This window comes from Exiguobacterium sp. JMULE1, assembly GCF_013337175.1.
Classification (GTDB): domain Bacteria; phylum Bacillota; class Bacilli; order Exiguobacteriales; family Exiguobacteriaceae; genus Exiguobacterium_A; species Exiguobacterium_A indicum.
On record NZ_SGWC01000002.1, the window covers coordinates 247,273 to 271,459 of the forward strand.

Sequence of the window (24,187 nt, forward strand, 5' to 3'; positions counted from 1 at the left end):
TTTTGAGAATCAAGTAGGAAATATTATGTCTGTTCCACTAAAAGAAATAGTATTAGAGGCGAGGAACAACGTTACGACTGCTCATTATCCTTGATTGGACAAAAACGTATTATTTATCGAGGAGTAACAAGCGAGAATAAAACGATTAAACTTTGTACACCGGAGACGAAGTTATATAAAGAAGAGCATGGATGGTTTGATTTAACTACAAAGCAAGTAGATGAGTTGGATCAGGCAGATATTTCGATTATGGCAATTCGTGTTGAAGGCGGAAAAGTATATTATGTTGAATTTAGAAAATTACGTCGTTTGATGACGGAGGAAATCACTCTTGATTACTCAAATGATGCAAAATGAAGATTCTATATTTGGGAAAATCATATTAAGTTGCGAGGTAGTGACGAGAAGTTCTATGCAAGTGGAGAAATAGTAAGGACTATACAATCAGTTTGATAAGTAATGGTTATGAAGGCTGACATCGTTTTTGCGAAGTTAGCCTTCATTTTATAAACAAGAAAGTAAAGAGGGGGAGCTGAGATGAGCAAATCTAATTTTATTATATGGATGCAAGAGACATCGACCGTTTCGTCACAATCGATCAAAAAGTATGCTTTTGCTATCGATAGTGTCTCCAGAGAGCTAGATTCATATGGGTTGTCTAATGAAAAGGAGCTATTCGATATCGAGTCTGAAGAAATGATTAGAAAAATTATGGAACATCCAGATTTCATCGATAAGAACAAACGCGGAAATAATATGTATGGTGCGGCATTGAATCATTTATTGAGGTGGAAACAAGAACTTGAAGTTAGAGAAATAGAGGATGAGTACGCATATGAGATGCGTGAGTTTCACCAGTATTTGCTAGCGGATTCTGATAATGGAATCAGGATGGAAGAGGCTCCTAAAACAACACCTAAAAAAATCATTGTTCATGGAAGAGAGGTCTGGTTCCGTAATCCGAGATATGCTCGCGAGGCACTGGAACGAGCTGGATACTTATGCGAATTGGATGAAACGCATCAGTTGTTTGTATCTAAATTTACTGAGGAAAATTATGTTGAAGCTCATCATCTCATTCCGATACAGTTTCAAAATAAATATACGAATAGCTTAGATACACATGCTAATATCGTTTCTATTTGTCCAATGTGCCATAGAAAAATTCATTATGGTACATTTGAAGAGATTCAAAATATGATTAAAAGATTATTTCATAGCAGAAAAGCACGCCTCAACTCTAGTGGGATAGATTTAACTATTGATGAATTATATGATTACTATAAGCAGTGATGAAAATCAATAAGAAGGACAACTCATGAAATTTTTATACAGAAATTGCCTTCTAATTTAAATTATATTTTGTATTTTATCCCATTTTTTAGAATCTTATCTATTACAATTTTTTCTACATCGATATTTAATTCACTACATAAAGTCAATGCGTAAATCAATACATCAGCAATCTCTTCTTTAATATTCTCTTTGTTTTCTTTCCAAGCTTCTTCACTTGTCTTCCACTGAAAAGCCTCCAATAACTCAGACGCTTCGATAGATAAAGAAATCGCTAAATCTTTAGCGTTATGGTATTGCCTCCAATTCCGTTCATCCCGAAAGTCATCGACTTTTTTTATTAAAGATTCAATTTCATTCATGAGTCATTCTCCTTTAGCTGTAATAGACGTTTTCGCAATTGCAGATTCGTAGCATAAAGATAAAGTCCTTTTACGCCTCGCTTCATCAAAACATTTAATGAATTTAATATGATATCTTCTTTGGCTTGTTCATTTTCTGATTTACTTAAGTCCTGACGCGAAACAAAGGCGCCTTTATCCTTATACTGCGTAGAATCAATGACTAGCTGCTGAGTCTCTTCGTCATATTGAATGGAAGGACCAAGCACAACACCTACATAATTTAAATCAAATCCTTGAATTGTATAGATTGATCCAACTTCATTTATCGTTTCGGTTTTTTCGGCCCACGTTATATTTGAATAACTACGATTCCAGGGAAGGTTGATGCCATCCTCGTCTACATAATAGTCAGCACCGTCTTTTTTATGCAGATAATCAAAGGTTGATACCATTCTTGAAAGCCCATATTCTTGATCTTTTTGAAAAACTGCGTGTTTGAATGCTTCAGGATCTTCAAAAATTTGAAAATCATAGTTAGAGTCTGATGGTAGTGGTAGAATCTCTCGTTCTACAAAACGATTGATCCAATGTAATGTTTTTTGACTAGCCTGCATTCGAAATTGCTTGGATAATCGTAACGTTTTCGTTGCGAAGGGACCTACGATTTCCTCAAGAGTAGTACGTCCCCAGTGGCTCTTGATTTTTAACACTTGTTTAGGATCAAAAATTAGAATAGTGATTTTACTACGTGTGATGATTTCGTTCAGCTGATTTTTTTGATGAAAGTTGTTATACGTATCTTCTTTTGTTAAGAGTAGGTGTGCTTCATCAATTAGTACAATGTCTACCATTGTGTTTTGATTACTCAATGTATTTATGAATGGTGTAGGTTTTTGAAATTGTTTTTTCTTCAGATTCGGTAAGCTTCCCGCAATCGATTTATACGTTTTTAGCATTTCACTATGATTAACAAGTAAGTAATTGTCTGTTTGATAAAGAGCGGAACTTGTATCTTTCGACAGGTCCTGGATTGTATTGAATAAAGAACTAAGCAAAACACTTTTGCCTGTCCCAGCATCTCCTTCAACAATAAATACATGATGTCCTGATTGTGTAATATTTATTTTGCAATATTCTAGTATTGCTTGTTTTACTTCGAGTTGTTGCTCAGACAATTCACGATATGGAGAAAGTTTATAAACATCTTTATTGCGTAGGTGTTCAAGTGTTCCTTTAGCAATGCTTTCTTCACGCAATCGTTGCCAAATGTTTTCGAAGACCGTCTCATTAAAAAAGGACTTTTGATAATAATTATGAGTATAGCGAGAGGCTGTTTGACTGACGTTCTGCAACTTATAATTGCCGTCAGCAATCAGAAAGTTGATCAAATTAGACTCTATGTTATAAGTGGCCGATTGGTTAAACTGCTCGTGTCCAATTAAAATTGTTTGATCAAGTTGTTTACGTCGAGAATCTTTTAAATGGGATTTTAATCTTTGATTTTTTTGAACCGTTTGCCCCACATATGCTTGTTCTTTAGTTGAATTATACAATAGGTAAACGATCGGATAATCGTCTATAAAATCCGACTGTGTATTGATTACGTCACTATAAGTAAATTTGCGTTTCTCGAAATAGAGATTTTTCACTGTATGAGATCCCCTCAAGTTAATAATAAGTGATTTGACTCACATGTAATATAATGTAATTTATATAACTGAATAATACTATAAATTGTAATGTATATAGTGTATGAATTTTTAACATGCTATTTAGTTAGGAGGAGAAGGACTAATGACAAGATTGTTTATAGTTGAAGGGCTCCCAGGCTCGGGCAAAACAACAACAGCTGAAGCATTAACTCGCTTACTACAAGAGAAAAAAACAAACACGCGTCTTCATATCGAAGGAGATCTCAACCATCCTGCAGATTATGAGAGTGTCGCTTACTTAACGATGAATGAATGGACAGACTTTCAAAGCAAGTATGCTTCACTCGATGTCTCACGATTTGCTGAGGTGTTCAATGACTACGTGCTGGTTTCATATCGCCAGTGGCAGTCAGAACAGGATATTCCTGAAGCAGCACTTGCGTTTCTGCAAGTAAGAGATATCTATGAACTACCGTTCGAGTTACATCAGTCATTGATCTTTAAAAAGTGGGAAGTGTTCGTCGCTCAAGCGTTAACGACGGATACAACATATGTTTTTGAGTGCTGTTTCTTACAAAATCCATTGACGATGGGACTCATCAAATACGATCTACCGAAAGCGACGTTGCGAGCGTATATTGAACGCATAGCGACGATTATCGCACCGTTACAACCCGTTCTCGTTTATGTTGATCAAAAGGACGTAGAAAAAAGCTTTCGTAAAGCATTAAACGAGCGTCCGACAGAATGGGCGGACGGATTCGTATCCTATTACACTGAGCAAGCATATGGTGTAAATCGCTCTTTATCAGGAGTGGAAGGGACGATTACGATTTTACAGGCACGACAAGTACTAGAGCATCAGTTGTTAGAAATGCTTCCGTTCAGAGTAGAGGTATTCGGAAATGAAGATTTTTCAGTAGAAGCAAGACAAGTCTGGTTAAAGCAGTTGATTCAGTCAACTGTGCGTTCGACTTCTTTAAGTGAGAGCTAACTAAAAGGCGATTCCAAGTCACGGAATCGCCTTTTATCATTGCGACAAGCTCTCTATTTTTTCGAGTAAATCATCCTCGTATTTTTTATCAGAAATGATCTCGACGAGCTGATGAAAAGATAAAGCTGCTTGTTTAAAAGCTTGAATGAAGTCTGATGTATCATAGACTGCTTCTTCTTGATCAATGGTTAATGAGAAGCGATTTTCACTTATTTTTTTAAAGCATACTTCGATAGGTATGTTCGGGTAATAGAATGTAGCAGATCCATCCTCTAGACAGTTTTTCAAAGCATCTGCATAGTACTGCCACAATGGTGCAAGTTCGTCTGAGTGATCGGCTCCTTGCATGATTCCATTCTGGGTAAAAGAAATCGTACCGTCTAGATTTAAAAAGCCATCTTCTAACCAATCCTCTTTTTGCTGAATATACACTTGAATGCGATCTTGCTCTGTGATGTTCACATGTTTCTGTTCATTTTCTAAAAAGATAAAGGCTTGGATATCCATAAAGCACACTCCTTCTTCCATTCATGAATTAAGTTAATATATATGTCCTTCTTCAACGCCTATGACATATTTTAAATCATCAACCATTCCTATAAATTGCTTTGAACCTGTAGAAACATTTGAAAGATCACTCTATTTTGTTTGGCTACATTACAATGGAGAGGTCTGTGGAAATGGAGGATTTTCCACACATAAGACAATAATAGTTGGAGCCGTTAATTCAGCCAATTATGCATGCAACTTTTTAAGCGATAGCTAAACAAAAGGCGATTCCAACTTACGGAATCGCCTTTACCTATAAAAAAAGCTTCGTAGCGAATCAATCTTCTAGTTCAATGACAGTTCGAGTGAATGTCAAAAAATCATTAAGATGACGATCTAATATCGCTTGAAGAATGTCTAGATTCAGTGATTGATAGTCATGTACTGCAATGTTACGAAATCCGACCATGTTCATGAGGCTAGTAGCTAGGGAAGTATCGATGAGCTGAGCTTCCTCGAGCAACTGAAATCCATCACGACTCGATTTAGGTAGACCAAGCTTCCGTGTTCGAACTAGATGCATGGCAATATCGATACTTGCCTCACATGCCCGCTGGATGTTCAAAATGATACTATCTTGTTTGGTGTAATCCTTTAAATGACTAGGTTCGTTCTGGTAGACGTCCTGTATTCTTAATAAACAACGTTCAATGGTCGCTATCTTATTTAACAACACATCGTTCATATTAAAAAACACTCCCCTGATCTTTGATTGACTGTACGATTGGAGCCCTCTCCTCAGAAAAGGCAGCATACATGCTATAAGCACGCATTTGTTGTCGTGTCAGCTCATTCGGATTTTGACAGTCGATGACTAAACCTTCTGTGAAGATTTGCATCGTCAAAATCGGATCAATCTGTTTTATATCGACGAGATCAACTTCACGACCAGCGAGTCGTGCTAATTGACCCGCCAATAAAAATCGATCGTAGGAGGAGAGGGTGTGGTCACTTAAATAAGCGATATCCAAATCACTATCGTCTGTCATGTTTCCCGTAGCTCCGGAGCCGAATAAGATAATAAAATGAGCATGCACGTGTACGTTAATCGCTTGAACGAGTTGTTGTCGCAACGTCACCGATATCATATGATTCGCTCCTTCTAACCCTTTTTTCAAAGTATACCATGGCTTGATAGACTAAAAATAAACTCCCCGGGTTTTCGAGGAGTTTAAAGGTTACACCGCTACTTCACTCTCTACATGATTGACCTGCCACTGCACACCAAACGCATCTTCGACGATTCCGTAGGCTTCACTCCAAAATGTCTTTTGGATCGGCATGATGACGGTGCCGTCTTTTGCGAGTTGATCAAATGTCTTCTGTAACAGATCCACGTCAGATAAGTGGAGTGCCAAGGTAACATTCTGACCAATCGTGACCGGATCATGCGGCATTGCGTCTGAGAACATTAAGCGGGTACCATGAACGATCAGTTCAGCATGTAGAACAAGTGACTGCATCTCTACTGGGTAGGGCTGACCGTCAGGACCGGGTCCTGGTCCGAACTCCATGATATCCGGTAGTTCTTGACCAAAGACCTGTGCATAAAACGTCAGTGCCTCACGCGTGTTGCCGTTGAAGACAAGATACGGATTAATGGGCATGGGAAAGCTCCTCTCTAAAAAAGGCGAAGTGTGTTTTTAAAAGTATACCAAACATTTGTTCGTATTAAAAGAAAAATCGATTTCTTTTTGTATTGAATCCAGTATAAATGATAACGTTTTCAATTTATCTGATTTTTCATAAAAAAATAGGTTGCAACTTCCAGAGAGACTTCGTATACTAAATTTATCGAAAGCGCTTTCGGTGAAATGGAGTGAGTAGCATGGGAACAATTTATGATTTAGCGAAGATGACCGGTTTTTCAATTACAACGGTCTCAAAAGCCTTAAATAATTATTCGGATGTCAGCGAAAAGACGAAAGCAAAAATCGTCCAAGCAGCAGCCGAGATGGGATACTTACCGAACGCGCACGCCCAGTCGCTCTCGACGAAACGTTCGTGGACGATCGGTGTCATGTTCTCGGAAGCACATGGCGTCGGAATGATGCATCCGTTCTTCAACGCGATCATTGAGAGTTTCCGAAAAGCAACAGAACAACAAGGGTATGACCTCATCTTCGCATCGCGAAACTTACGCAATCGTGATATGAGTTACCTCGAGCATTTCCGACACCGGGCAGTCGACGGCATCGTCGTCATCTGCTCCGATCAGATGGACCAGCACGTCCAGGAGTTGATTCAAAGTACGATTCCGATCGTCGTCGTCGACATGGACAGTGCCGATTGTAGTGTCGTCTACTCGGATAACATCACTGGTGGCACACTCGCCATCAATCATTTGCACGAACTCGGTCATCGGTTGATCGCCCACATTGCGGGGGATACGTCGACAGATGCGGGAAGAGCGCGGATTGAAGGCTATCAGCAAGCGATGGAACAACTTGATTTGCCGATTCCGGACGGATATCTCGTCAACGGTGGATTCTTTTCCGGGGAAGAAGGCAAGCGGGCAATGAACGAATTGCTAGCATTACCTGAACGACCGACAGCGGTCTTCGTTGCCGGGGATGAAATGGCAATCGGTGCGATTGAAGCGATTCATGAAGCCGGGTTACGGATTCCAGAAGACATCTCAGTCATTGGGTACGATGATATCTATGTCGCGAAATACATTACACCGAAGTTGACGACGGTCCGACAAGATACGGAAACGATTGGTCAACATGCAGCATCAGTCTTGATTGAACAGATCGTCAACAAAAAACGGGTTACGACACGCGATGTCATTCCGGTTAACTTGATGGTTCGTCAATCGACAGGTCCAGTACCTGAATAACACAATGGTTGTTTCGGAATCGCTCTCGCTCGTTGTCAGTGAGGAAAAGCGAGAGCGATTTCGAAATCATTTTTTATCACTTTTTCCGAAAGGGCTTTCGGGAATTTTCTTTAAAGCCTTTTCGAAAGCGCTTTCGGTATTTTTGAATAATTAATTGAAACCGCTTACTTACAAGCGGAATACTTAACAAAAGGATGAGATGAGATGAAGAAACAATTAGTTAGCGTGTTAACAGTCGGTGCGTTAACAGCAAGCGTCCTTGCTGGATGTTCAGGTAGCAGCGAAGAAAAGACGAGCGGCGGGAAAGAAGTCTTGAAAATCTGGTCGTTCACGGATGAGTTAAAAGAGCCTATCAAAAAGTTCGAAGAGAAAAACGGAGTCAAAGTCGAATTGACGATCGTGCCAATCGCCGACTACCCGACGAAGTTGAAACCAGCTCTTGAAAGTGGCGTCGGCGCACCGGATATCTTCACAGGTGAGATCGCGTTCTTGAAACAGTGGGTTGATGCCGGCTACTGGGCGAACCTCTCTGAAAAACCATTCAACGCAGGCGAAGTCAAAGATGACTATATTCCGTACGTCTATGACATGGGGAAAGATAAGGACGGCAACGTGCGTGCGCTGTCATGGCAAACGACACCAGGTGGCGTCTACTACAAACGAAGCATCGCGAAAAAAGTTCTCGGTACAGACGATCCAAAAGAAATCGGCGGCATGATGGACTCGATGGACGGCGTCTTCGAAGTCGCTGAAAAAATGAAGAGCAAAGGCTACAAGATGTTCCCGGATGAAGGATCGATTCGTTGGTTCGCACAAGGGAACGACCCACAACCTTGGGTCAACGATAAGCAAGAGCTTGTCTTGACGCAAGACAAGAAAGATTACATGGATTACGCAAAAGAACTCCGGACGAAACAATATACGGCACTCGCACCAGAATGGTCACCATCATGGTTCGCAGGCATGGATAAACCGGTCAAAGTTAAAGAAAACGGTAAAGAGACTGAAACAGAAGTCTTCTCTTACGTCCTCCCGACATGGGGTCTTCACAGTGTCCTCAAAGAAAACGCGAAAAAATCAGCGGGTGACTGGGCGGTCACAAGCGGACCGAGCCCATACTTCTGGGGCGGTACATGGTTAGGTGTCTACAAAGATTCGAAGAAACAAAAGCTTGCGTATGATTTCGTCAAGATGATGACGCAAGACGAAGCGTTCTTAACAGATTGGGCAAAAGAAACAGGTGACGTGTTAGCGTACAAACCAGTCACAGACAAAATCAAGACAGACTTCAAAGATGAGTTCCTCGGCGGACAAAACAACTATGAGTTCTTCCTTGATCAAGCAGATAAGATCACACCAGGGATCGTCACGAAGTATGACCAACAGCTCGATACATTGTATGGTGCATCGGTCATGGAATACGTCCAAGGTAAAAAATCAAAAGACGAAGCACTTGCTGAGTTCTACAAAAAAGTCAAAAACGCGTATCCGGACGTAAAAGTACCGGAATAAGGAGAGTAGGTGGGGCGATCCTCGCCTCACCTCTTCTTGTTTAAGAAAGGGGTTTGACCTGTGAAAAAACTCGATCGCCATGGGTATCTGTTCATCGCACCGTTTTGGATCGTCTTCTTGATCTTCAGCATCTATCCGGTTGCTTTGACTTTCTATTACAGTTTCACGAACTACACGGGCGCTGAAGGCGAACAACTCGTCGGACTCGCGAACTATACGCGGTTACTCGGGGATACGTACTTCATCGAAGCGTTCTTTAACACTCTGAAGATTTGGGGTCTGAACTTCATCCTTCAGATCGGTGGCGCTTTATTGCTCGCTTTGTTGTTCTCGGATCTCCAGTTGAAATTAAAAGGGCTTGCCTTCTTCCGGGCGACGTTCTACTTACCGAACTTGATCACGATCAGCTCGGTCGCCTTATTGTTCGGCATCTTGCTCGACTGGCAGCATGGTTCACTGAACATGATGTTGATGAAAATCGGAATCATCTCGGAGCCGATCAACTGGTTGACGCAACCGGTGACCGCACAAATTTCCGTCTCGCTTATCCTGACATGGATGTGGCTCGGTCACTCGTTCATCGTCGTCATGGCGGGCGTATCCGGGATCTCGAAGGACTACTTCGAAGCAGCCTTGATTGACGGGGCAACACGTTGGCAGATTTTCTCACGCATCACGTTGCCACTCTTAAAACCGATTTTGCTCTACATCATGATCACGTCGTTGATCGGTGGTCTGCAATTGTTCGACCTCCCGATGTTGATTACGGATGGTGTCGGTGCGCCAGATGGTGCCTTGAACACGATGGTGCTCTATCTCTATAACCAAGCTTTCAAATACAACAACTATGGCTACGCCGCTGCTGTCGCATACGGACTGTTTGCCATCACGCTCGTCTTTTCAATCATCGTCTTCAAAGGGATGTTCCGAAAAGAACGTTCGCCGAAAGGAGCCTGACCGATGGAACGAAATGCAGAAGCACGTCGGATCGTGCCACAAACGGAGGAACAACCGGAGCGTTCCGAACGCCCGCTCAAGTTGACGCCACCACCGAAACAAAAGAAAGCCTGGTTCGGCAAAAGTGTCATCTATATTGGTCTCGTCGTCTTAACGATCGCCTGTATCATCCCGTTTTTGATGATGATCATCAACGCAACGCGCTCGAACGAAGAAGTCTTGTCCGGATTCTCGTTGATTCCGGGGAACTCACTCGCTGAGAACTACGCCGCACTCAGCGCTTACGTCAACATCTGGTCCGGTTTCAAGAACAGCTTGATCATCGCTGTTCTTGTCACTGTCTTATCGGGGTATTTCTCGGCGTTGACAGCATTCGGATTCGCTTTTTATCAGTTCAAAGGGAAGAATGCGATGTTCGTCTTCATGCTCGTCATGATGATGGTTCCGGGTCAGCTCGGATTGATCGGTTTCTACGAATTAAGTAAAAATCTCGGGTTGCTCGATAGTTATATCCCCTTGATCGTTCCGGCGATTGCAAGTCCGTTCACGGTCTTCTTCGTCCGACAGTATGTCCAGACGGTCTTGCATCCGAGTCTGATCGAGGCAGCACGGATGGACGGAGCGAGTGAGTTCCGGATCTTCCATACGATCGCTTTGCCGATGATGATGCCGGCGATCGCGACGATGTCGATCTTTACATTCATCGGTTCATGGAACAACTACATCATGCCGCTCGTCTTACTCTTCTCTCCAGAAAAGTATACGTTACCGGTCTTGATGGGCTTCTTGAAAGGGTCACAAGTCGCAGAGAACTTAGGCTCGCTCTATCTCGGGATCGCGATTTCCGTCGTACCGATCATGATCGCCTTCTTGTTCCTCTCGAAATATATCGTCAGCAGTATCTCGGCAGGTGCCGTTAAAGAATAAGTAGCTTAAAGGAGAGTACACATATGAAATTTGCACCGAACTTCGTATTCGGAACGGCGACGTCGTCGTATCAGATCGAAGGAGCCCACAACGAAGGCGGACGTACGCCTTCGATCTGGGATGCCTTCTGTGATGAGGACGGAAAAGTCTTCGAACAACATAACGGCGATGTCGCTTGTGACCATTACCACCGTTATGAAGAGGACATCCAGCACATCAAACGTCTCGGCGTCGACACGTACCGCTTCTCGATTGCCTGGCCACGGATCTTCCCGCAAAAAGGGGTTTACAATCCGGAAGGCATGGCGTTCTATAAGAAACTCGCGACACGTCTGCGGGCTGAAGGCATCAAGCCAGCCGTGACGCTGTACCACTGGGACTTACCACTTTGGGCACATGAAGAAGGCGGCTGGGTCAACCGGGCATCGGTCGACTGGTTCCTCGACTTCGCCCGTGCTTGTTTTGCGGAGCTCGACGGGATCGTCGACTCGTGGATCACACACAATGAACCATGGTGTGCCGGGTTCCTCAGCTACCATCTCGGACAACATGCACCAGGTCATACGGACATGAACGAAGCCGTTCGTGCCGTGCACCACTTGTTGTTATCACACGGAAAGGCAGTCGAGCTGTTGAAGGGTGAGTTCAAATCGGTCACACCGATCGGTATCACGTTGAACTTGGCACCGAAGTATGCGAAGACGGATTCCGTCAACGATCAGCTGGCGATGAACAATGCAGACGGATATGCGAATCGATGGTTCCTCGATCCAGTCTTCAATGGTCAGTATCCAGTCGACATGATGAACCTGTTCTCGAAATACGTCCATTCGTACGCGTTCATCGAGGAAGGCGACATGGAGACGATCTCCGTCCCGTGTGATTTCTTCGGGATCAACTTCTACAGCCGAAACCTCGTCGAGTTCAGTGCTGCGAACGATTTCCTGCAGAAGGATGCGTACTCGGATTACGACAAGACAGGTATGGGCTGGGATATCGCCCCGAGCGAATTCAAGGACTTGATTCGTCGTTTGCGTGCCGAGTATACGGATTTACCAATCTACATCACGGAAAACGGTGCGGCATTCGACGATGAATTGGTCGATGGTCGCGTCGCTGACCAGAACCGGATTGATTACGTCGCACAACACCTCCAAGCGGTGTCTGATTTAAACGAAGAAGGGATGAACATCCAAGGCTATTATCTTTGGTCACTGCTCGACAACTTCGAGTGGAGCTTCGGCTATGATAAGCGTTTCGGAATTCTCTACGTCGATTTCGAGACACAGGAACGGATTTGGAAAGACAGCGCCCACTGGTACGCGGGCGTCATCGAGCAACATAAGGCAACGATTCCACAAGAAGCGTGACAAAGGAGGCAAGGTCGAACATTCGTCCTTGCCTCTTTTTGACTAAGAGGAGGAAACAGACATGAAGACATGGGTAGCACTGGCGGTCGGGACCGGTTTATTGCTGAGCGGTCAAGCGGTCGACGCGAAGGCAGACAAAAAAGAGACGAAGTGGAAGCTCGTCTGGTCGGATGAGTTTCAGACAAAACAACTCGACCGGACGAAATGGACGTATGATACGGGGAACTGGATCAAGGATGCGAACGGACAACCGGTCTCACCGGGTTGGGGCAACAATGAAAAACAATACTACACGACGAAGCAAGATAACTCGTTTATTCGCAACGGGAAACTCGTCATCAAGGCGAAGCAGGAAAAGACGACGGATGATCTCGGTACATACGATTACACGTCAGCGAAGCTAAAGACGAAAGGATTATTCAGTAAGACGTACGGTCGTTATGAAATCAAAGCGAAGCTCCCGACCGGAAAAGGGCTTTGGCCTGCGTTCTGGATGTTACCGGAGCAAGATAAATACGGGGCCTGGGCAGCGTCCGGTGAGATTGACGTCATGGAAGCTTGGGGCAGTCAGCCGGACAAGGTCGCCGGAACGATTCACTACGGAGAAAACTGGCCGAACAATAAATACACGGGGAAAGACTATCACTTCCCAGACGGACAGCGGATCGACCAATGGCATACGTACGCAGTCGAATGGGAGCCGGGCGAACTCCGCTGGTACGTTGACGGCAATCTCTATCAAACACAAAACGATTGGTACAGTAAAGGCTTGAACGCAGCAACGAATTATAGTTATCCGGCACCGTTCGACCAAAACTTCTATCTCGTCATGAATCTCGCGGTCGGTGGTTGGTTCGATGGAGAAGTCGATGCGACGACGAAGTTCCCAGCCGAGATGGAAGTCGACTACGTCCGGGTCTATGATTTGAAAAATCGAGCGTACCGTGAACCGGTCGAACCGAGCTACGAAAACGTGACGTTACCGGACGGAGCTAAGCAACCGATCGATGGTAATCTCGTCTACGACACAGCATTTGAACAACCGGTCACGATGATCACCGGGAATCAGTCGTTTAATCCGCTGTACTGGAACTACGTCACGCTCCCGGACTTCGGTGGCAAAGGAAGTCTTGCGATCATTGAAAAAGAGGGGCAACGGATGGCGGACGTCACGATTGATCAGCCGGGTTCACAGACGTACTCCCATCAGTTGATTCAAAACGTATCCCTCGCGCAAGGTGGACGTTACCAAGTCAGCTTTGACGCGAGCAGCACAGCAGACCGGAAGATGATGGTCAAAGTCGGCGGTGGAGCAGAGCGTGGGTACACGAAATATTCGAATGAACAGTCGATTGCTCTGACACCGAGCGTCAAACGGCATACGTTCACATTCGATATGGCGGCAGAGACGGATCTCGCAGCACGTCTTGAGTTCAACCTCGGACTTGAAAAAGCGGGTGTTCAGATCGGGAACGTCCGTGTCGAACAGATTCCGCGCGGCGTCATCGATGAAGATGCAACAAAACCGGCACTACCGGACGGGAATCTCGTCTACAACGGGACGTTCGATCAAGGAGCGATGGACCGTTTGACGTATTGGCACTTCAACGGTAACAAGCGGACGACAGGGGCTGTTGATCCTGAGTCACGTGATTTCCGTTATGAAGGACATGGACAAAAAACGACGGCACGTTTAACGCAAAAGGGACTTCAACTAGAAGCCGGGCATGCGTATCAGCTTCGATTCACAGCAGGTGCGAAAAAAGCGAAATCACTTCAGGTGAAGATCACTGGGGCACAAGAGCAATTGAAGCAGACGACTGTACCGTTGACGAAACAAGCAACGACCGTCGACATTCCGTTTACGGCTTCACAAACGGCAGATGACAATCAGCTTGTCTTTGACTTCAGTGGACAAGCGGGAAAAATCTCGCTCGATGATGTGGAATTGATCGATGTGACACCAGTGCCGGTCGATCCGTCACCACTGAAGAACGGTTCGTTTACAAACGGATTGACGTCGTGGTCGTCATACGTCCACTATGATGCGCAAGCCGCTATCGCAGCGGTCAATGAGGCGGCAAAAGTCCAAGTCACGGCGGAAGGACAAGAACCATGGAGTGTCTTGCTCGAGCAAGGAAACTTGTCACTCGCGAAAGGCAAAACATATGAATTGAGCTTCACGGCATCGTCGACTGTATCGCGTCCGATCGAAGTGACGATTGAAAATGCTTCGTACACGCGTTACTTCAGTCAAGTCGAGCCAATCACGACAACACCGAAGACGTATAGCTATACCTTTACGATGGAACAAACGGATACAGGTGCGTTGAAGTTCCTGATGGGACGCGCAGAAGGTTCGCCGTTCGCTGTCCATGACGTAACGATTGATGATGTGAATCTCAAAGTGAAGGAATGACTAAGGCAAGGCAATGGACACGTCCATTGCCTTGTTGTGGTTTAAACGACAGAGACGAATAATTTATTGAAATGGAAGAGGAACAAAACCTATCATATGGAATATTAAGTAAAAGAAAAGATAGGTACTTATGCTTTGGGGAGGAAACATATCATGCGTCAAAGGAACATACCATGTCGACTGCTCTTTCTGTTAATTTTAATGAGTATGATTGGCATCAATGGCTGGTCCGCTATACTTCATCCCGACGGAACGATAAATGGATGGCAAAGCATTGCTTCAGTCATCTGGTTCGGCTATTTAGTCGGCTCGCTGTTTTACATAAAGGAAGAGAAGATGTATCGATTAATCGCGAGGTATCTTTGGTTCGGTCTGATTTCGACACTGTATATTTATAGTGTCTGGTTGCTCGAAGGAATGTTTTCAGAGACACTTTGGTTTGATCTATTAGCGAGTCTTGAGTTTTTACTGTATTTTATTTTTGTCATTCCATTGTTTGGATTAAATGCTTGGACGAATGTCCTGTTTGGTGAATTTTCGTTATACATGAGTGTCTTATATGGTATCGCGCTCATTTTACTTCAGGTGAAAATGTGGAGTGATACATCACGACATTTGCATTATTAAGTAGAAAAGGTGAGTTGTATGTTGAGTCCCGTAAATGAACGTGAAGAACGGACGGGGAAACGTGAACGCCGAAAACAGCGAAAGGTTGATATTGGATGTATCACGATTGTCGGCATTCCATTACTTTTCATCGTTCCGTTTCTGTTGATTATCCTTATCTTAATGAAGTCTGCTCCATGAAAAGGTGACCTTGTGTCACCTTTTTTTGTTGTGTCGTCAACTTTTTTCTCGACTCGCCCGTCTTAATGATGTATACACAGAACGATATCGAAAAAAGGAGCCGCGGCCTATGACCTCTCGTCAAATGAGAAAACGGGAAAAAGCATTCGTCCGTTTTTTAAAGCAATACAAACCGAATCTCTACTGGTTGACCTACAGTTATATGAAAAATGAACAGGATAGTCTGGATGTGATTCAGGACAGCATCCAAAAAGCGTTGCAATCGCTCGATCGACTCGAAGATGAGGAACGGATGAAAGCCTGGTTCTATCAGATTTTGACACGAACAGCGATTGATGCGATCCGGAAGCGTCAGCATAGTATCAGTTACGATACGGATCGACTGATCGAACTCGTCGCGACAAAAGAAGATACGTATCCCGATTCCGATTTGCGACAGGCGCTTGAGGAGCTCCCAGTTATGTACCGGGAAGTCGTCATCTTACACTATTTCGAGGACTTGATCTTAAAAGACGTCGCAACGATTTTGGAGCTGAATTTAAGCACGACCAAGTCCCGGCTGTATAAAGGATTGACCTTATTAAAAATGAAATTGAATGGAGATGAGTTAGATGTCGAACAAACTTGACGATCTGAAACAAGCTTACCAACAACCACCGGTTCCAAAAGAACTCGATGAGATGATTGCACAAGTCGAGCGCCAGATGCGTCCCTCGCGAACAAAACGCTCCGTGTGGATCACAGCCGCCGCGATCACGTTATTCGTTGGTGGATTAAATAGTAATGCGTCGTTTGCGGACGCGATGGCGAAGGTGCCAGTTTTTGGTCAACTGACTGAGATCGTGACGATTGACTGGAAAGAGACGAAAACACAGCAGTCGGCTGATATTAAAGCTCCTCAAGTGACGTTACCGGACAAGGCACTCGAGCAACAATTGAACGAAAAGTATATTGCGGAAGGACAAGCGCTCTACGAAAAGTTTGAGCAGGAGACGAACGGACAGGAAGGGGCATTTGCCGTCGATAGCCGCTATGACGTCAAGACGGATACGGAAGACTTGTTGTCGATCGGTCGAACCGTCACTGAAACACGGGCGAGTGCATCAGAAAGCGTCCAGTACGATACGATCGATAAGAAACAACAGCTCATCCTGACATTACCATCTTTGTTCAAGGATGACGGATATATCACGACGATCAGTGATTACCTAAAAGAAGAGATGCGTCGGCAAATGAAGACGGATGAAGGGAAAGTCTACTTCGCCGAAGGAACACCGGATGTACCGGAGGACGAGCAGTTCAAACAGATTTCCGCAAAGCAAAACTTCTATATTACGGCAGATCACAAATTAGTCCTATCGTTTGATGAGTACAGTATCGCTCCAGGATATATGGGCATCGTCGAATTTAAGATTCCGACGTCGATCTTAAAAGATGAACTCGTCAGTTCGCATTATATTCGCTGAATTTCAAAAAATGTAACCATTGATATAAATTCTAAAAAAATAGCCATTTTTTAAAAATAACCTCTTATAATCAAAAGACGAATCGTTGTTTTTTGAAAAAAGGAGGAATCCCTATGAAAAAATGGAGTCGGCTTGTACTCGCGGGTGTCGTCAGTCTCGCCTTGATCCATGTTCCAGCAGCTAGTGAAGCGGCAACGAAAGCAAAAGCCTTTAAAAACTGTACGGAAATGCAGAAGACGTACAAAGGCGGCGTTGCGAAAAAAGCGGGGCTAAAAAATCGGACAGGGTATGACAAGAATGGAAAACCGATCTACAAAGCAACCAAGTACAAGACGTACGTGAGCCTTGCGACGTATAACGTAAACACGAAGAGCGACCGGGATAAAGACGGTATCGCGTGTGAACGTTAAATAAGCAAAAGTAGTCTTTCTCGAGCGGGAGAAAGACTACTTTTTTGTAGAGGCTCGTTGTTCCTTTCAATTATGTAATCCTTAGAAATCATTATGTATGGTAGTGTTGTAGCGACAAAAGACGACAAATATGTATTGAGTAGGAGGACTACGATGCGAAAGCGAGATTATCTCATTTTCTTTATTTTATTTTTTATTCTGAACCTTATTAATTTCTTAGGAACACTAGGCATGCAGGATGTTTTAGCGATTGTAGTCGTCGCTATGATCGAAGCAGCGATAGCGGGAACGATTACGAATCTATTCACCCGTATCTTTTTTAAGAAAAGCTGAGATGGATTGAAGTAGCACCCAAATCAGATCGATACATAAAAATAACCTGACGCTGCGGCGTCAGGTTATTTTTGCTTAGTTGAAGTTTTGCTTTAAGAATGCTGTAACTTCTTCTGGTGTTTTGGCATTTGCACTATGCAAATGCGCCAGTTTTTCATTGTTTTTGAAGACGAGCAAGCTTGGGATTCCCATGACATCGTGGTTCGATGCGATTTCAGGGAACTCATCCTTGTCGATCGTATGGATTGGTAAGTGGTCGAATTGTGACTCGACGTCCGGCATGAAGTAATCCATCCGTTTGCAGTCCGGGCACCAGTCTGCTTCGAACTTGATGATGACCGGTGCATCACTTGAAATCAATTCCTTGAATGTTTCTTCACTCTTAATGAATTCTGCCATTGTGAGAACTCCTCCTCTTGGTGTTGTACCTTTAGTCTACCGATTCCCTTCAGAACTTGCACGAATTATGTTCGTTAAAGAGTCTGACAAGTCAAAAAAGTTGGTTGCTCTTTAAGATAATGCTACCGATTTTCTTGAAAAGAGCCACATGACTCAATCGAATTTGGTTTGGTATAGGGAAACATTATTGCGCTTTTGTTAATTACCTAGTTCGAAACAAAATGATTTCTCTAGACCCACTCGATTTCCGACTGGTACGATGAGGTTTGCTAATCGCAGAGAAAGTGGGGGCGACGAGAATGGAACAACAAAAATACGATAATCTAAAACGCGGTGAACGCGGTGCGATGATCAGTATCGCAGCCTATATCTTGTTATCATCTTTAAAATTAATCATTGGGTATACAGCAGATTCTGCCGCACTCCGGGCGGACGGTTTGAACAACGCGACTGACATCATCGCGTCGATCGCGGTCTTGATCGGCTTACGGATTTCACAACGTCCGGCAGATGACGATCACAAATACGGACACTGGAAAAGTGAGACGATTGCCTCGCTCGTAGCTTCCTTCATCATGATGGCAGTCGGTCTTCAAGTCTTGATCGATACGATCTCGACGTTGTTCGAAGGCAAACAGGAGTCACCGGATATCCTCGCGGCATACGTCGGAATCGGTTCAGCCCTCGTGATGTACTTCGTCTACCGCTACAATAAGAAGTTATCCGAGGAGATTGAAAGCAAAGCCGTCATGGCAGCGGCGAAAGATAATCTATCGGATGCTTGGGTCAGTGTCGGGACGACGATCGGGATCGTCGGATCACAGTTCGGCATGCCATGGCTCGATGTCGTGACCGCGATCATCGTCGGCTTCTTGATCTGTAAGACAGCGTGGGACATCTTTACGGAAGCGTCACACGAACTGACGGATGGCTTCGATGAGAAGAAGCTGAAGATGTATGAAGATGTCATTTTCGATCTCGAAGGCGTCAAAGGGATCAAGTCAATCAAAGGACGTAACTACGGCAACAATGAAGTCGTCGATGTCGTCATCCTCGTCAACTCCACATTGAATATCCATCAGGCGCACGATATTGCGACACGTGTCGAGGATACGCTGACAGAAGAATATGGTGTCTACGATATCCATGTTCACGTCGAACCGGAATGAATCGAAAAAACGTCTTTTCTACTGTAAGTGTAGAAAAGACGTTTTTTTATGGTTCTAATGTGATCGTCAGAGCCAGTGCCCCGTACTGTTGCTCGGCTTCCGGTGAATAGATCGAGTAAGTTGACGTTACGAGTTCGTCGAGCGACCAACCGACACAGTCGACAGCTTCGTTTGGGATGTGTTCATAAAGCGCTCGGAAATCAGGAAAGACTTGTCGTTTTGTTACACGAACAAGTAGTGTCTCGCTCGTTTCCGTATGCGTGAACCGAATCTGATCACCGACGTGTACCTGTTGTCGTTTTAAATCATTTAGTTGAATCTCGACGGTCTTTCGTCCTTGTTCAATCGAACGAAACGGTTCTTCGAATAAGCCCATTTCATGTCTCATCTATGCTCACTCCTTGTCTTCCTTGAGCATAGCAAAAACTATGTGATTTTTCACATTGCCTTTTCGTTGACAATCAAAAATAATCGGCGTAATTTAATTCATATAAGTAATTGTTCCTTTTGGAACGATTTGAAATGGAACAAGGAGGCGAAACAAGATGGATCAAACGGAAACGACCCGTTCGACTGCGATGATGCAGTCGTTTTGGAATGTCCAGCGCCATCTGGTCCGAGCAGCGCATCAGACGGCACAGGAAAACGGACTCAGTTTACCGCAATTTCATAGCTTGATGACGATTGCACCGCGTGGACCGATCTCGCAAAAAGAGCTCGCCGCACATACGCACTTACCGAAAAGTACCCTCAGTCAGTCGATTGAAGGTCTCGTCCAATCGGGCTGGGTCATTCGGGAGACGAATCCCGACAATCGACGGGAAGTCGTCTTAAAGCTTAGTGATCAAGGGCAGCAATTCGTCACTGACATCAAGGAACAAGAGAAGGGGATGCAACGTCAACTGGAGCAAGTGCTTGCGACGATTGACCCGGACGTATTCGAACAGATGCTTGAAACACACGCAGTGATTGCTGAGGGAATCGGTCAGATTTTACGTCCAGATCTGAAAGGAGGATGTTCGGATGATTAAGTTACTCAAACGGTTGACGGTCTATAAATGGGCAGTCTTTGCTGTGCTTATCCTTGTATTTGCGCAGTCGATGTCCGATTTGTATTTACCGACACTGATGGCGGACATCATCGATAAAGGCGTCGTCACCGGCGATACCGCGTATATCTGGAAAATTGGTGCCGTCATGCTCGGGATTACCGGTATCGGAGCGTTAGCCGCGGTTGCCGCCAGTTATTATTCATCGAAGGCATCGATGGGACTCGGACGGGATATCCGTCGTCAAGTCTTCAACCATGTCGAACGATTTTCTCTGCAAGAGTTCGACCAAGTCGGAACGGCGTCACTGATTACGCGGACGACGAACGACATCACACAAGTCCAACAAGTCGTCATCATGATGTTACGGATGGTCGTCAGTGCACCGATCATGTTCATCGGTGGATTGATCATGGCCGTCTCAAAAGATGCCAAACTATCGCTCGTCATCGTCGCGGCGATGCCGGTCCTTGTGATTTCAATCCTGTTGATCCTGTGGAAAGGGGTTCCGTTGTTTGGGAAAGTCCAAAAACGACTCGACCGTCTGAACCTCGTCTTGCGGGAGAACTTGACCGGAATTCGTGTCATCCGTGCCTTTAACCGAGAACGCGATGAACAAGTACGATTGACGAAAGCGAACGCGGATTTGACAGAAGTCTCGATCAAGGTCAATAAGATCATGGCGTTCTTGATGCCAGTGATGATGCTCGTCATGAACTTGACCGTTGTCGGTGTCATTTGGTTCGGGGGCATCCGGATCGATAATGGTGGCATGCAAATCGGTGACTTGATGGCGTTCATCCAGTACGTTATGCAAATCATGTTCGCGCTCGTCATGGCATCGGTCATGTTCGTCATGATTCCGCGGGCAGCCGTCTCGGCGAAACGGATCAATGAAGTCCTCGAGATGACTCCGACGATGACAGATGAAGGTACACAAACCGCTGACCGTGAAAAAGGAACGCTCGTCTTTGATCGTGTCACGTTCCGTTACCCAGGAGCTGAGACACCTGTCTTATCCGACATCAGCTTTGCGGCACGACCAGGTGAAGTGACGGCTGTGATCGGCGGAACGGGTTCCGGTAAATCAACGCTCGTCAATTTGATTCCTCGTTTTTATGACGTGACGGAAGGGAGCATCCGGGTCAACGGTGTCGATAGCCAGGATGTACCGCAAGAGGAACTGCGGTCGAAAATCGGCTTCGTTCCCCAAAAGGCGTTACTGTTCACGGGGACGATCGCGGAAAACATTCGCTTCGGGAAAGAGGACGCGACAGACGAAGAAGTCGCGCATGCAGCGCAAATCGCACAAGCGACCGATTTCATCGAACGGATGCCGGACGGTTACGAAGCACGGATCGAACAAGGTGGGTCGAACGTCTCCGGTGGGCAAAAACAACGGTTGTCGATTGCGCGAGCACTCGTTCGTCGACCAGATTTATATGTCTTTGATGACAGTTTTTCAGCGCTCGACTTTAAAACTGATGCGGCACTTCGAAAAGCGTTACGGGAAGAAACACGCGATGCAACCGTCTTGATCGTCGCTCAACGTGTCAGCACCGTCATCGATGCCGATCAAATCATCGTCCTGGATGAAGGGAAAGTCGCTGGAATCGGAACGCACGATGAATTGTTTGCTGACAATGCCGTCTATCAAGAAATCGTTAAATCACAACTATCAGAGGAGGAAATCGCATGAGTGAGAAAAAACGACCTGCCGGCGGTCCTCCGCCTGGTGGTCCCGGTGGCGGAAATATGATGATGCTCGGAGAAAAACCAAAGGATTTCAAAGCAACGTTCCGTCGTCTGCTTCGGTATCTGCGTCCGCGTCGGACGGCACTCGTTGGTGTTTTCCTTGCAGCCATCCTCAGTACGGTCTTCATGATTGCCGGTCCGAAAATCATGGGAACGGCAATTACGGAATTGTTTGAAGGGGCATATGCGAAGTTCCAAGGTGTACCGGGAGCAGCGATCGATTTCACGAAAATCGGACAAATCCTGCTCTGGCTGGCTGGACTGTATATCATCAGTAGTCTGTTCAATTACTTGCAACAGTATTTGATGTCAGGTATCGCTCAAAAAACAGTCTACGATTTACGCGAAGACGTCAATCATAAACTCGAACGCCTGCCATTGAAATATTACGATGGTCGTCCGAACGGGGAGACACTCAGCCGCGTGACGAATGATATTGATACGATCGGGAGTACGTTACAACAAAGTGTGACATCGTTCATCACCTCAATTGTGACAATCGTCGGAATTCTGATCATGATGTTGACGATTAGTCCGATTCTGACATTGATTTCACTTGTCTCATTACCGGTCTCGATTTTTGCGATCCGTCCGATTTTGAAACGGTCCCAAAAATACTTTGCCGATCAACAACGGACGCTTGGACAATTGAACGGACACGTCGAAGAGATGTATACCGGACACTCGGTCGTCAAGGCGTTCGGACATGAACGCAAAGCGGTCGAGCAGTTTGATGCCGTCAACGAAGAGTTGTATGAAGCAGGACGTAAAGCACAGTTCATCTCCGGGATCATCATGCCAATGATGATGTTCATCGGGAACATCAGTTACGTCTTGATCAGTATCGTCGGCGGGATTCTCGTCACGCAACGGGCGATCTCGATCGGGGATATTCAAGCGTTCATCACCTATACACGCCAGTTCACGCAACCGATCACACAGACGGCGAACATCGCGAACATCGTCCAATCGACGGTCGCAGCAGCGGAACGTGTCTTCGAATTACTGGACGAAGAAGAAGAAATCAAGGAAGTGACGACACACCGTCTTACGCAGGCTGAAGGGGCGGTCGCGTTCGAACACGTTGATTTTGGTTACGGAACCGATCTCTTGATCGAGGACATGAACATCGATGTCTCACCGGGACAAACCGTCGCAATCGTTGGACCGACGGGTGCCGGTAAGACGACAATGATCAATCTATTGATGCGCTTTTATGAGTTGAACGGGGGGACGATTCGGATTGACGGCATCGATACCCGCGAGATGTCACGCGAAGACTTACGGACGACGTTCGGGATGGTCTTACAAGATACGTGGCTCTTCAACGGTACGATCCGGGATAATCTTGCTTACGGTAAGAGTGGAGCGACCGAGGAGGAAATCATCGCCGCAGCCAAAACGGCGCACGCTGATCACTTCATCCGGACGTTGCCGGACGGGTACGATACGGTCTTGAATGAGGAAGCCTCGAACATCTCGCAAGGTCAGAAACAGTTGTTGACGATCGCTCGGGCCGTTCTTGCCGATCCTCCGATCATGATTCTCGATGAAGCGACCTCTAGTGTGGATACACGGACGGAAGTCTTCATCCAGCAAGCGATGCGTCGCTTGATGGAAGGGCGGACGAGCTTTGTCATTGCCCATCGTCTCTCAACGATCAAGGATGCCGATTTGATTCTTGTCATGAATCAAGGAAGTGTCATCGAACAGGGAACACACGAAGAATTGCTCGAGGCAGATGGTTTTTATGCGGATCTGTACAACAGTCAATTCTCTGAAAAAGAAGTCGTTTGATATAAGGCAGTGTCGTCATTTAGACGATACTGCTTTTTTACGAAATGATTGTTGTAGCAGTGTATCCTCACATATAGTAAACATCCAGTTTTTTGTAGGAGAAACAAGAAACGCCACATTCTGGTACGGACAAGGGTTTAATA

The 24,187-nt window shown here is 45.2% G+C and carries 27 protein-coding genes; 19 read left to right on the forward strand and 8 right to left on the reverse strand.

Features of this window, described 5'->3' with window-relative positions; all coding sequences use genetic code 11:
• The first annotated feature begins 90 nt into the window (after positions 1-90).
• Together EXW93_RS01520 and EXW93_RS01525 are read left to right on the forward strand one after the other, a co-directional pair.
• The gene (locus tag EXW93_RS01520; protein WP_174315953.1) at positions 91-357 is read left to right on the forward strand and encodes a hypothetical protein; all 267 of its coding nucleotides are present in this window, start codon (positions 91-93) and stop codon (positions 355-357) included.
• Positions 358-537: 180 nt separating this feature from the next.
• Positions 538-1,293, forward strand: a complete 756-nt coding sequence (locus EXW93_RS01525) for an HNH endonuclease (RefSeq protein WP_174315954.1) — start codon at positions 538-540, stop codon at positions 1,291-1,293.
• A 62-nt stretch (positions 1,294-1,355) separates the two neighbouring features.
• Here EXW93_RS01525 and EXW93_RS01530 read toward each other — a convergent pair whose 3' ends face one another.
• Both EXW93_RS01530 and EXW93_RS01535 read right to left on the reverse strand, forming a co-directional pair.
• Positions 1,356-1,655 (reverse strand): nucleotide pyrophosphohydrolase, encoded by a 300-nt coding sequence (locus EXW93_RS01530; protein WP_174315955.1) that lies wholly within the window; start codon positions 1,653-1,655, stop codon positions 1,356-1,358.
• A complete protein-coding gene (locus EXW93_RS01535) occupies positions 1,652-3,286 on the reverse strand; it encodes a DUF2075 domain-containing protein (protein ID WP_174315956.1) in 1,635 nt (544 codons plus the stop codon). The genes EXW93_RS01530 and EXW93_RS01535 overlap by 4 nt, the downstream gene beginning before the upstream one ends.
• 145 nt (positions 3,287-3,431) lie before the next feature.
• Between EXW93_RS01535 and EXW93_RS01540 the strand changes: the two genes are divergently transcribed.
• Positions 3,432-4,283: a P-loop NTPase family protein gene (locus EXW93_RS01540; protein WP_174315957.1), complete on the forward strand. Its 852-nt coding sequence runs from the start codon at positions 3,432-3,434 to the stop codon at positions 4,281-4,283.
• 36 nt (positions 4,284-4,319) lie between these two features.
• Here EXW93_RS01540 and EXW93_RS01545 read toward each other — a convergent pair whose 3' ends face one another.
• The 4 genes from EXW93_RS01545 to EXW93_RS01560 all read right to left on the reverse strand — a co-directional run bounded on the left by EXW93_RS01545 (position 4,320) and on the right by EXW93_RS01560 (position 6,439).
• The gene (locus EXW93_RS01545) at positions 4,320-4,790 is read right to left on the reverse strand and encodes a hypothetical protein (protein ID WP_174315958.1); all 471 of its coding nucleotides are present in this window, start codon (positions 4,788-4,790) and stop codon (positions 4,320-4,322) included.
• Positions 4,791-5,109: 319 nt separating this feature from the next.
• Entirely contained in the window at positions 5,110-5,517 is a 408-nt protein-coding gene (hepT, locus tag EXW93_RS01550; RefSeq protein ID WP_174315959.1) for a type VII toxin-antitoxin system HepT family RNase toxin, read from the reverse strand.
• Position 5,518: 1 nt separating this feature from the next.
• On the reverse strand, positions 5,519-5,920 hold the full coding sequence (gene mntA, locus EXW93_RS01555) for a type VII toxin-antitoxin system MntA family adenylyltransferase antitoxin (protein WP_174315960.1): 402 nt from the start codon (positions 5,918-5,920) through the stop codon (positions 5,519-5,521).
• Between the two features lie 90 nt (positions 5,921-6,010).
• Positions 6,011-6,439 carry a VOC family protein gene (locus EXW93_RS01560; protein ID WP_174315961.1) on the reverse strand — a complete coding sequence of 143 codons (429 nt, stop codon included), beginning with the start codon at positions 6,437-6,439 and terminating at the stop codon, positions 6,011-6,013.
• Between the two features lie 221 nt (positions 6,440-6,660).
• On the opposite strand from EXW93_RS01560, the gene EXW93_RS01565 reads away from it, so the two are divergent.
• The 12 genes from EXW93_RS01565 (at position 6,661) to EXW93_RS01620 (ending at position 17,875) form a co-directional block, all read left to right on the forward strand.
• A complete protein-coding gene (locus EXW93_RS01565) occupies positions 6,661-7,674 on the forward strand; it encodes a LacI family DNA-binding transcriptional regulator (RefSeq protein WP_174315962.1) in 1,014 nt (337 codons plus the stop codon).
• 204 nt (positions 7,675-7,878) lie between these two features.
• Complete coding sequence (locus tag EXW93_RS01570) at positions 7,879-9,186, forward strand: ABC transporter substrate-binding protein (protein WP_174315963.1); 1,308 nt, start codon at positions 7,879-7,881, stop codon at positions 9,184-9,186.
• Positions 9,187-9,246: 60 nt separating this feature from the next.
• On the forward strand, positions 9,247-10,143 hold the full coding sequence (locus EXW93_RS01575) for a carbohydrate ABC transporter permease (RefSeq protein ID WP_023466912.1): 897 nt from the start codon (positions 9,247-9,249) through the stop codon (positions 10,141-10,143).
• A 3-nt stretch (positions 10,144-10,146) separates the two neighbouring features.
• Positions 10,147-11,070: a carbohydrate ABC transporter permease gene (locus EXW93_RS01580; protein ID WP_174315964.1), complete on the forward strand. Its 924-nt coding sequence runs from the start codon at positions 10,147-10,149 to the stop codon at positions 11,068-11,070.
• Positions 11,071-11,093: 23 nt separating this feature from the next.
• Entirely contained in the window at positions 11,094-12,440 is a 1,347-nt protein-coding gene (locus tag EXW93_RS01585) for a GH1 family beta-glucosidase (RefSeq protein ID WP_174315965.1), read from the forward strand.
• Between the two features lie 61 nt (positions 12,441-12,501).
• Entirely contained in the window at positions 12,502-14,859 is a 2,358-nt protein-coding gene (locus EXW93_RS01590; protein WP_174315966.1) for a carbohydrate binding domain-containing protein, read from the forward strand.
• 153 nt (positions 14,860-15,012) lie between these two features.
• On the forward strand, positions 15,013-15,486 hold the full coding sequence (locus EXW93_RS01595; RefSeq protein ID WP_174315967.1) for a hypothetical protein: 474 nt from the start codon (positions 15,013-15,015) through the stop codon (positions 15,484-15,486).
• 18 nt (positions 15,487-15,504) lie between these two features.
• Positions 15,505-15,666 (forward strand): hypothetical protein, encoded by a 162-nt coding sequence (locus tag EXW93_RS01600; protein WP_156357227.1) that lies wholly within the window; start codon positions 15,505-15,507, stop codon positions 15,664-15,666.
• A 109-nt stretch (positions 15,667-15,775) separates the two neighbouring features.
• Positions 15,776-16,294 (forward strand): RNA polymerase sigma factor SigV, encoded by a 519-nt coding sequence (locus EXW93_RS01605; protein WP_052017215.1) that lies wholly within the window; start codon positions 15,776-15,778, stop codon positions 16,292-16,294.
• Positions 16,278-17,132 carry an anti-sigma-V factor RsiV gene (rsiV, locus tag EXW93_RS01610; RefSeq protein WP_174315968.1) on the forward strand — a complete coding sequence of 285 codons (855 nt, stop codon included), beginning with the start codon at positions 16,278-16,280 and terminating at the stop codon, positions 17,130-17,132. The genes EXW93_RS01605 and rsiV overlap by 17 nt, the downstream gene beginning before the upstream one ends.
• A 113-nt stretch (positions 17,133-17,245) precedes the next feature.
• Positions 17,246-17,542, forward strand: coding sequence for an excalibur calcium-binding domain-containing protein (locus EXW93_RS01615; protein WP_174315969.1), 297 nt, complete (start codon positions 17,246-17,248; stop codon positions 17,540-17,542).
• A 153-nt stretch (positions 17,543-17,695) separates the two neighbouring features.
• A complete protein-coding gene (locus EXW93_RS01620) occupies positions 17,696-17,875 on the forward strand; it encodes a hypothetical protein (protein WP_035399099.1) in 180 nt (59 codons plus the stop codon).
• Positions 17,876-17,950: 75 nt separating this feature from the next.
• Here the strand turns inward: EXW93_RS01620 and EXW93_RS01625 are convergent, their stop codons facing one another.
• Positions 17,951-18,274, reverse strand: a complete 324-nt coding sequence (locus EXW93_RS01625; protein ID WP_023466923.1) for a thioredoxin family protein — start codon at positions 18,272-18,274, stop codon at positions 17,951-17,953.
• Between the two features lie 299 nt (positions 18,275-18,573).
• Here EXW93_RS01625 and EXW93_RS01630 point away from each other — a divergent pair, with 299 nt between their 5' ends.
• Positions 18,574-19,443, forward strand: a complete 870-nt coding sequence (locus EXW93_RS01630) for a cation diffusion facilitator family transporter (RefSeq protein ID WP_023466924.1) — start codon at positions 18,574-18,576, stop codon at positions 19,441-19,443.
• Between the two features lie 46 nt (positions 19,444-19,489).
• On the opposite strand, the gene EXW93_RS01635 is transcribed toward EXW93_RS01630, so the two are convergent.
• The gene (locus EXW93_RS01635; protein ID WP_174315970.1) at positions 19,490-19,831 is read right to left on the reverse strand and encodes an ASCH domain-containing protein; all 342 of its coding nucleotides are present in this window, start codon (positions 19,829-19,831) and stop codon (positions 19,490-19,492) included.
• 157 nt (positions 19,832-19,988) lie between these two features.
• Between EXW93_RS01635 and EXW93_RS01640 the strand changes: the two genes are divergently transcribed.
• Genes EXW93_RS01640 through EXW93_RS01650 form a run of 3 tightly spaced genes read left to right on the forward strand, consistent with a single transcriptional unit; the run spans position 19,989 to position 24,044 of the window.
• Positions 19,989-20,474 (forward strand): MarR family winged helix-turn-helix transcriptional regulator, encoded by a 486-nt coding sequence (locus EXW93_RS01640; RefSeq protein WP_029343299.1) that lies wholly within the window; start codon positions 19,989-19,991, stop codon positions 20,472-20,474.
• Positions 20,467-22,191 carry an ABC transporter ATP-binding protein gene (locus EXW93_RS01645; protein WP_174315971.1) on the forward strand — a complete coding sequence of 575 codons (1,725 nt, stop codon included), beginning with the start codon at positions 20,467-20,469 and terminating at the stop codon, positions 22,189-22,191. The genes EXW93_RS01640 and EXW93_RS01645 overlap by 8 nt, the downstream gene beginning before the upstream one ends.
• On the forward strand, positions 22,188-24,044 hold the full coding sequence (locus tag EXW93_RS01650; RefSeq protein WP_023466928.1) for an ABC transporter ATP-binding protein: 1,857 nt from the start codon (positions 22,188-22,190) through the stop codon (positions 24,042-24,044). Before EXW93_RS01645 ends, EXW93_RS01650 begins: the two co-directional genes overlap by 4 nt.
• The last annotated feature ends 143 nt before the right edge of the window (positions 24,045-24,187 follow it).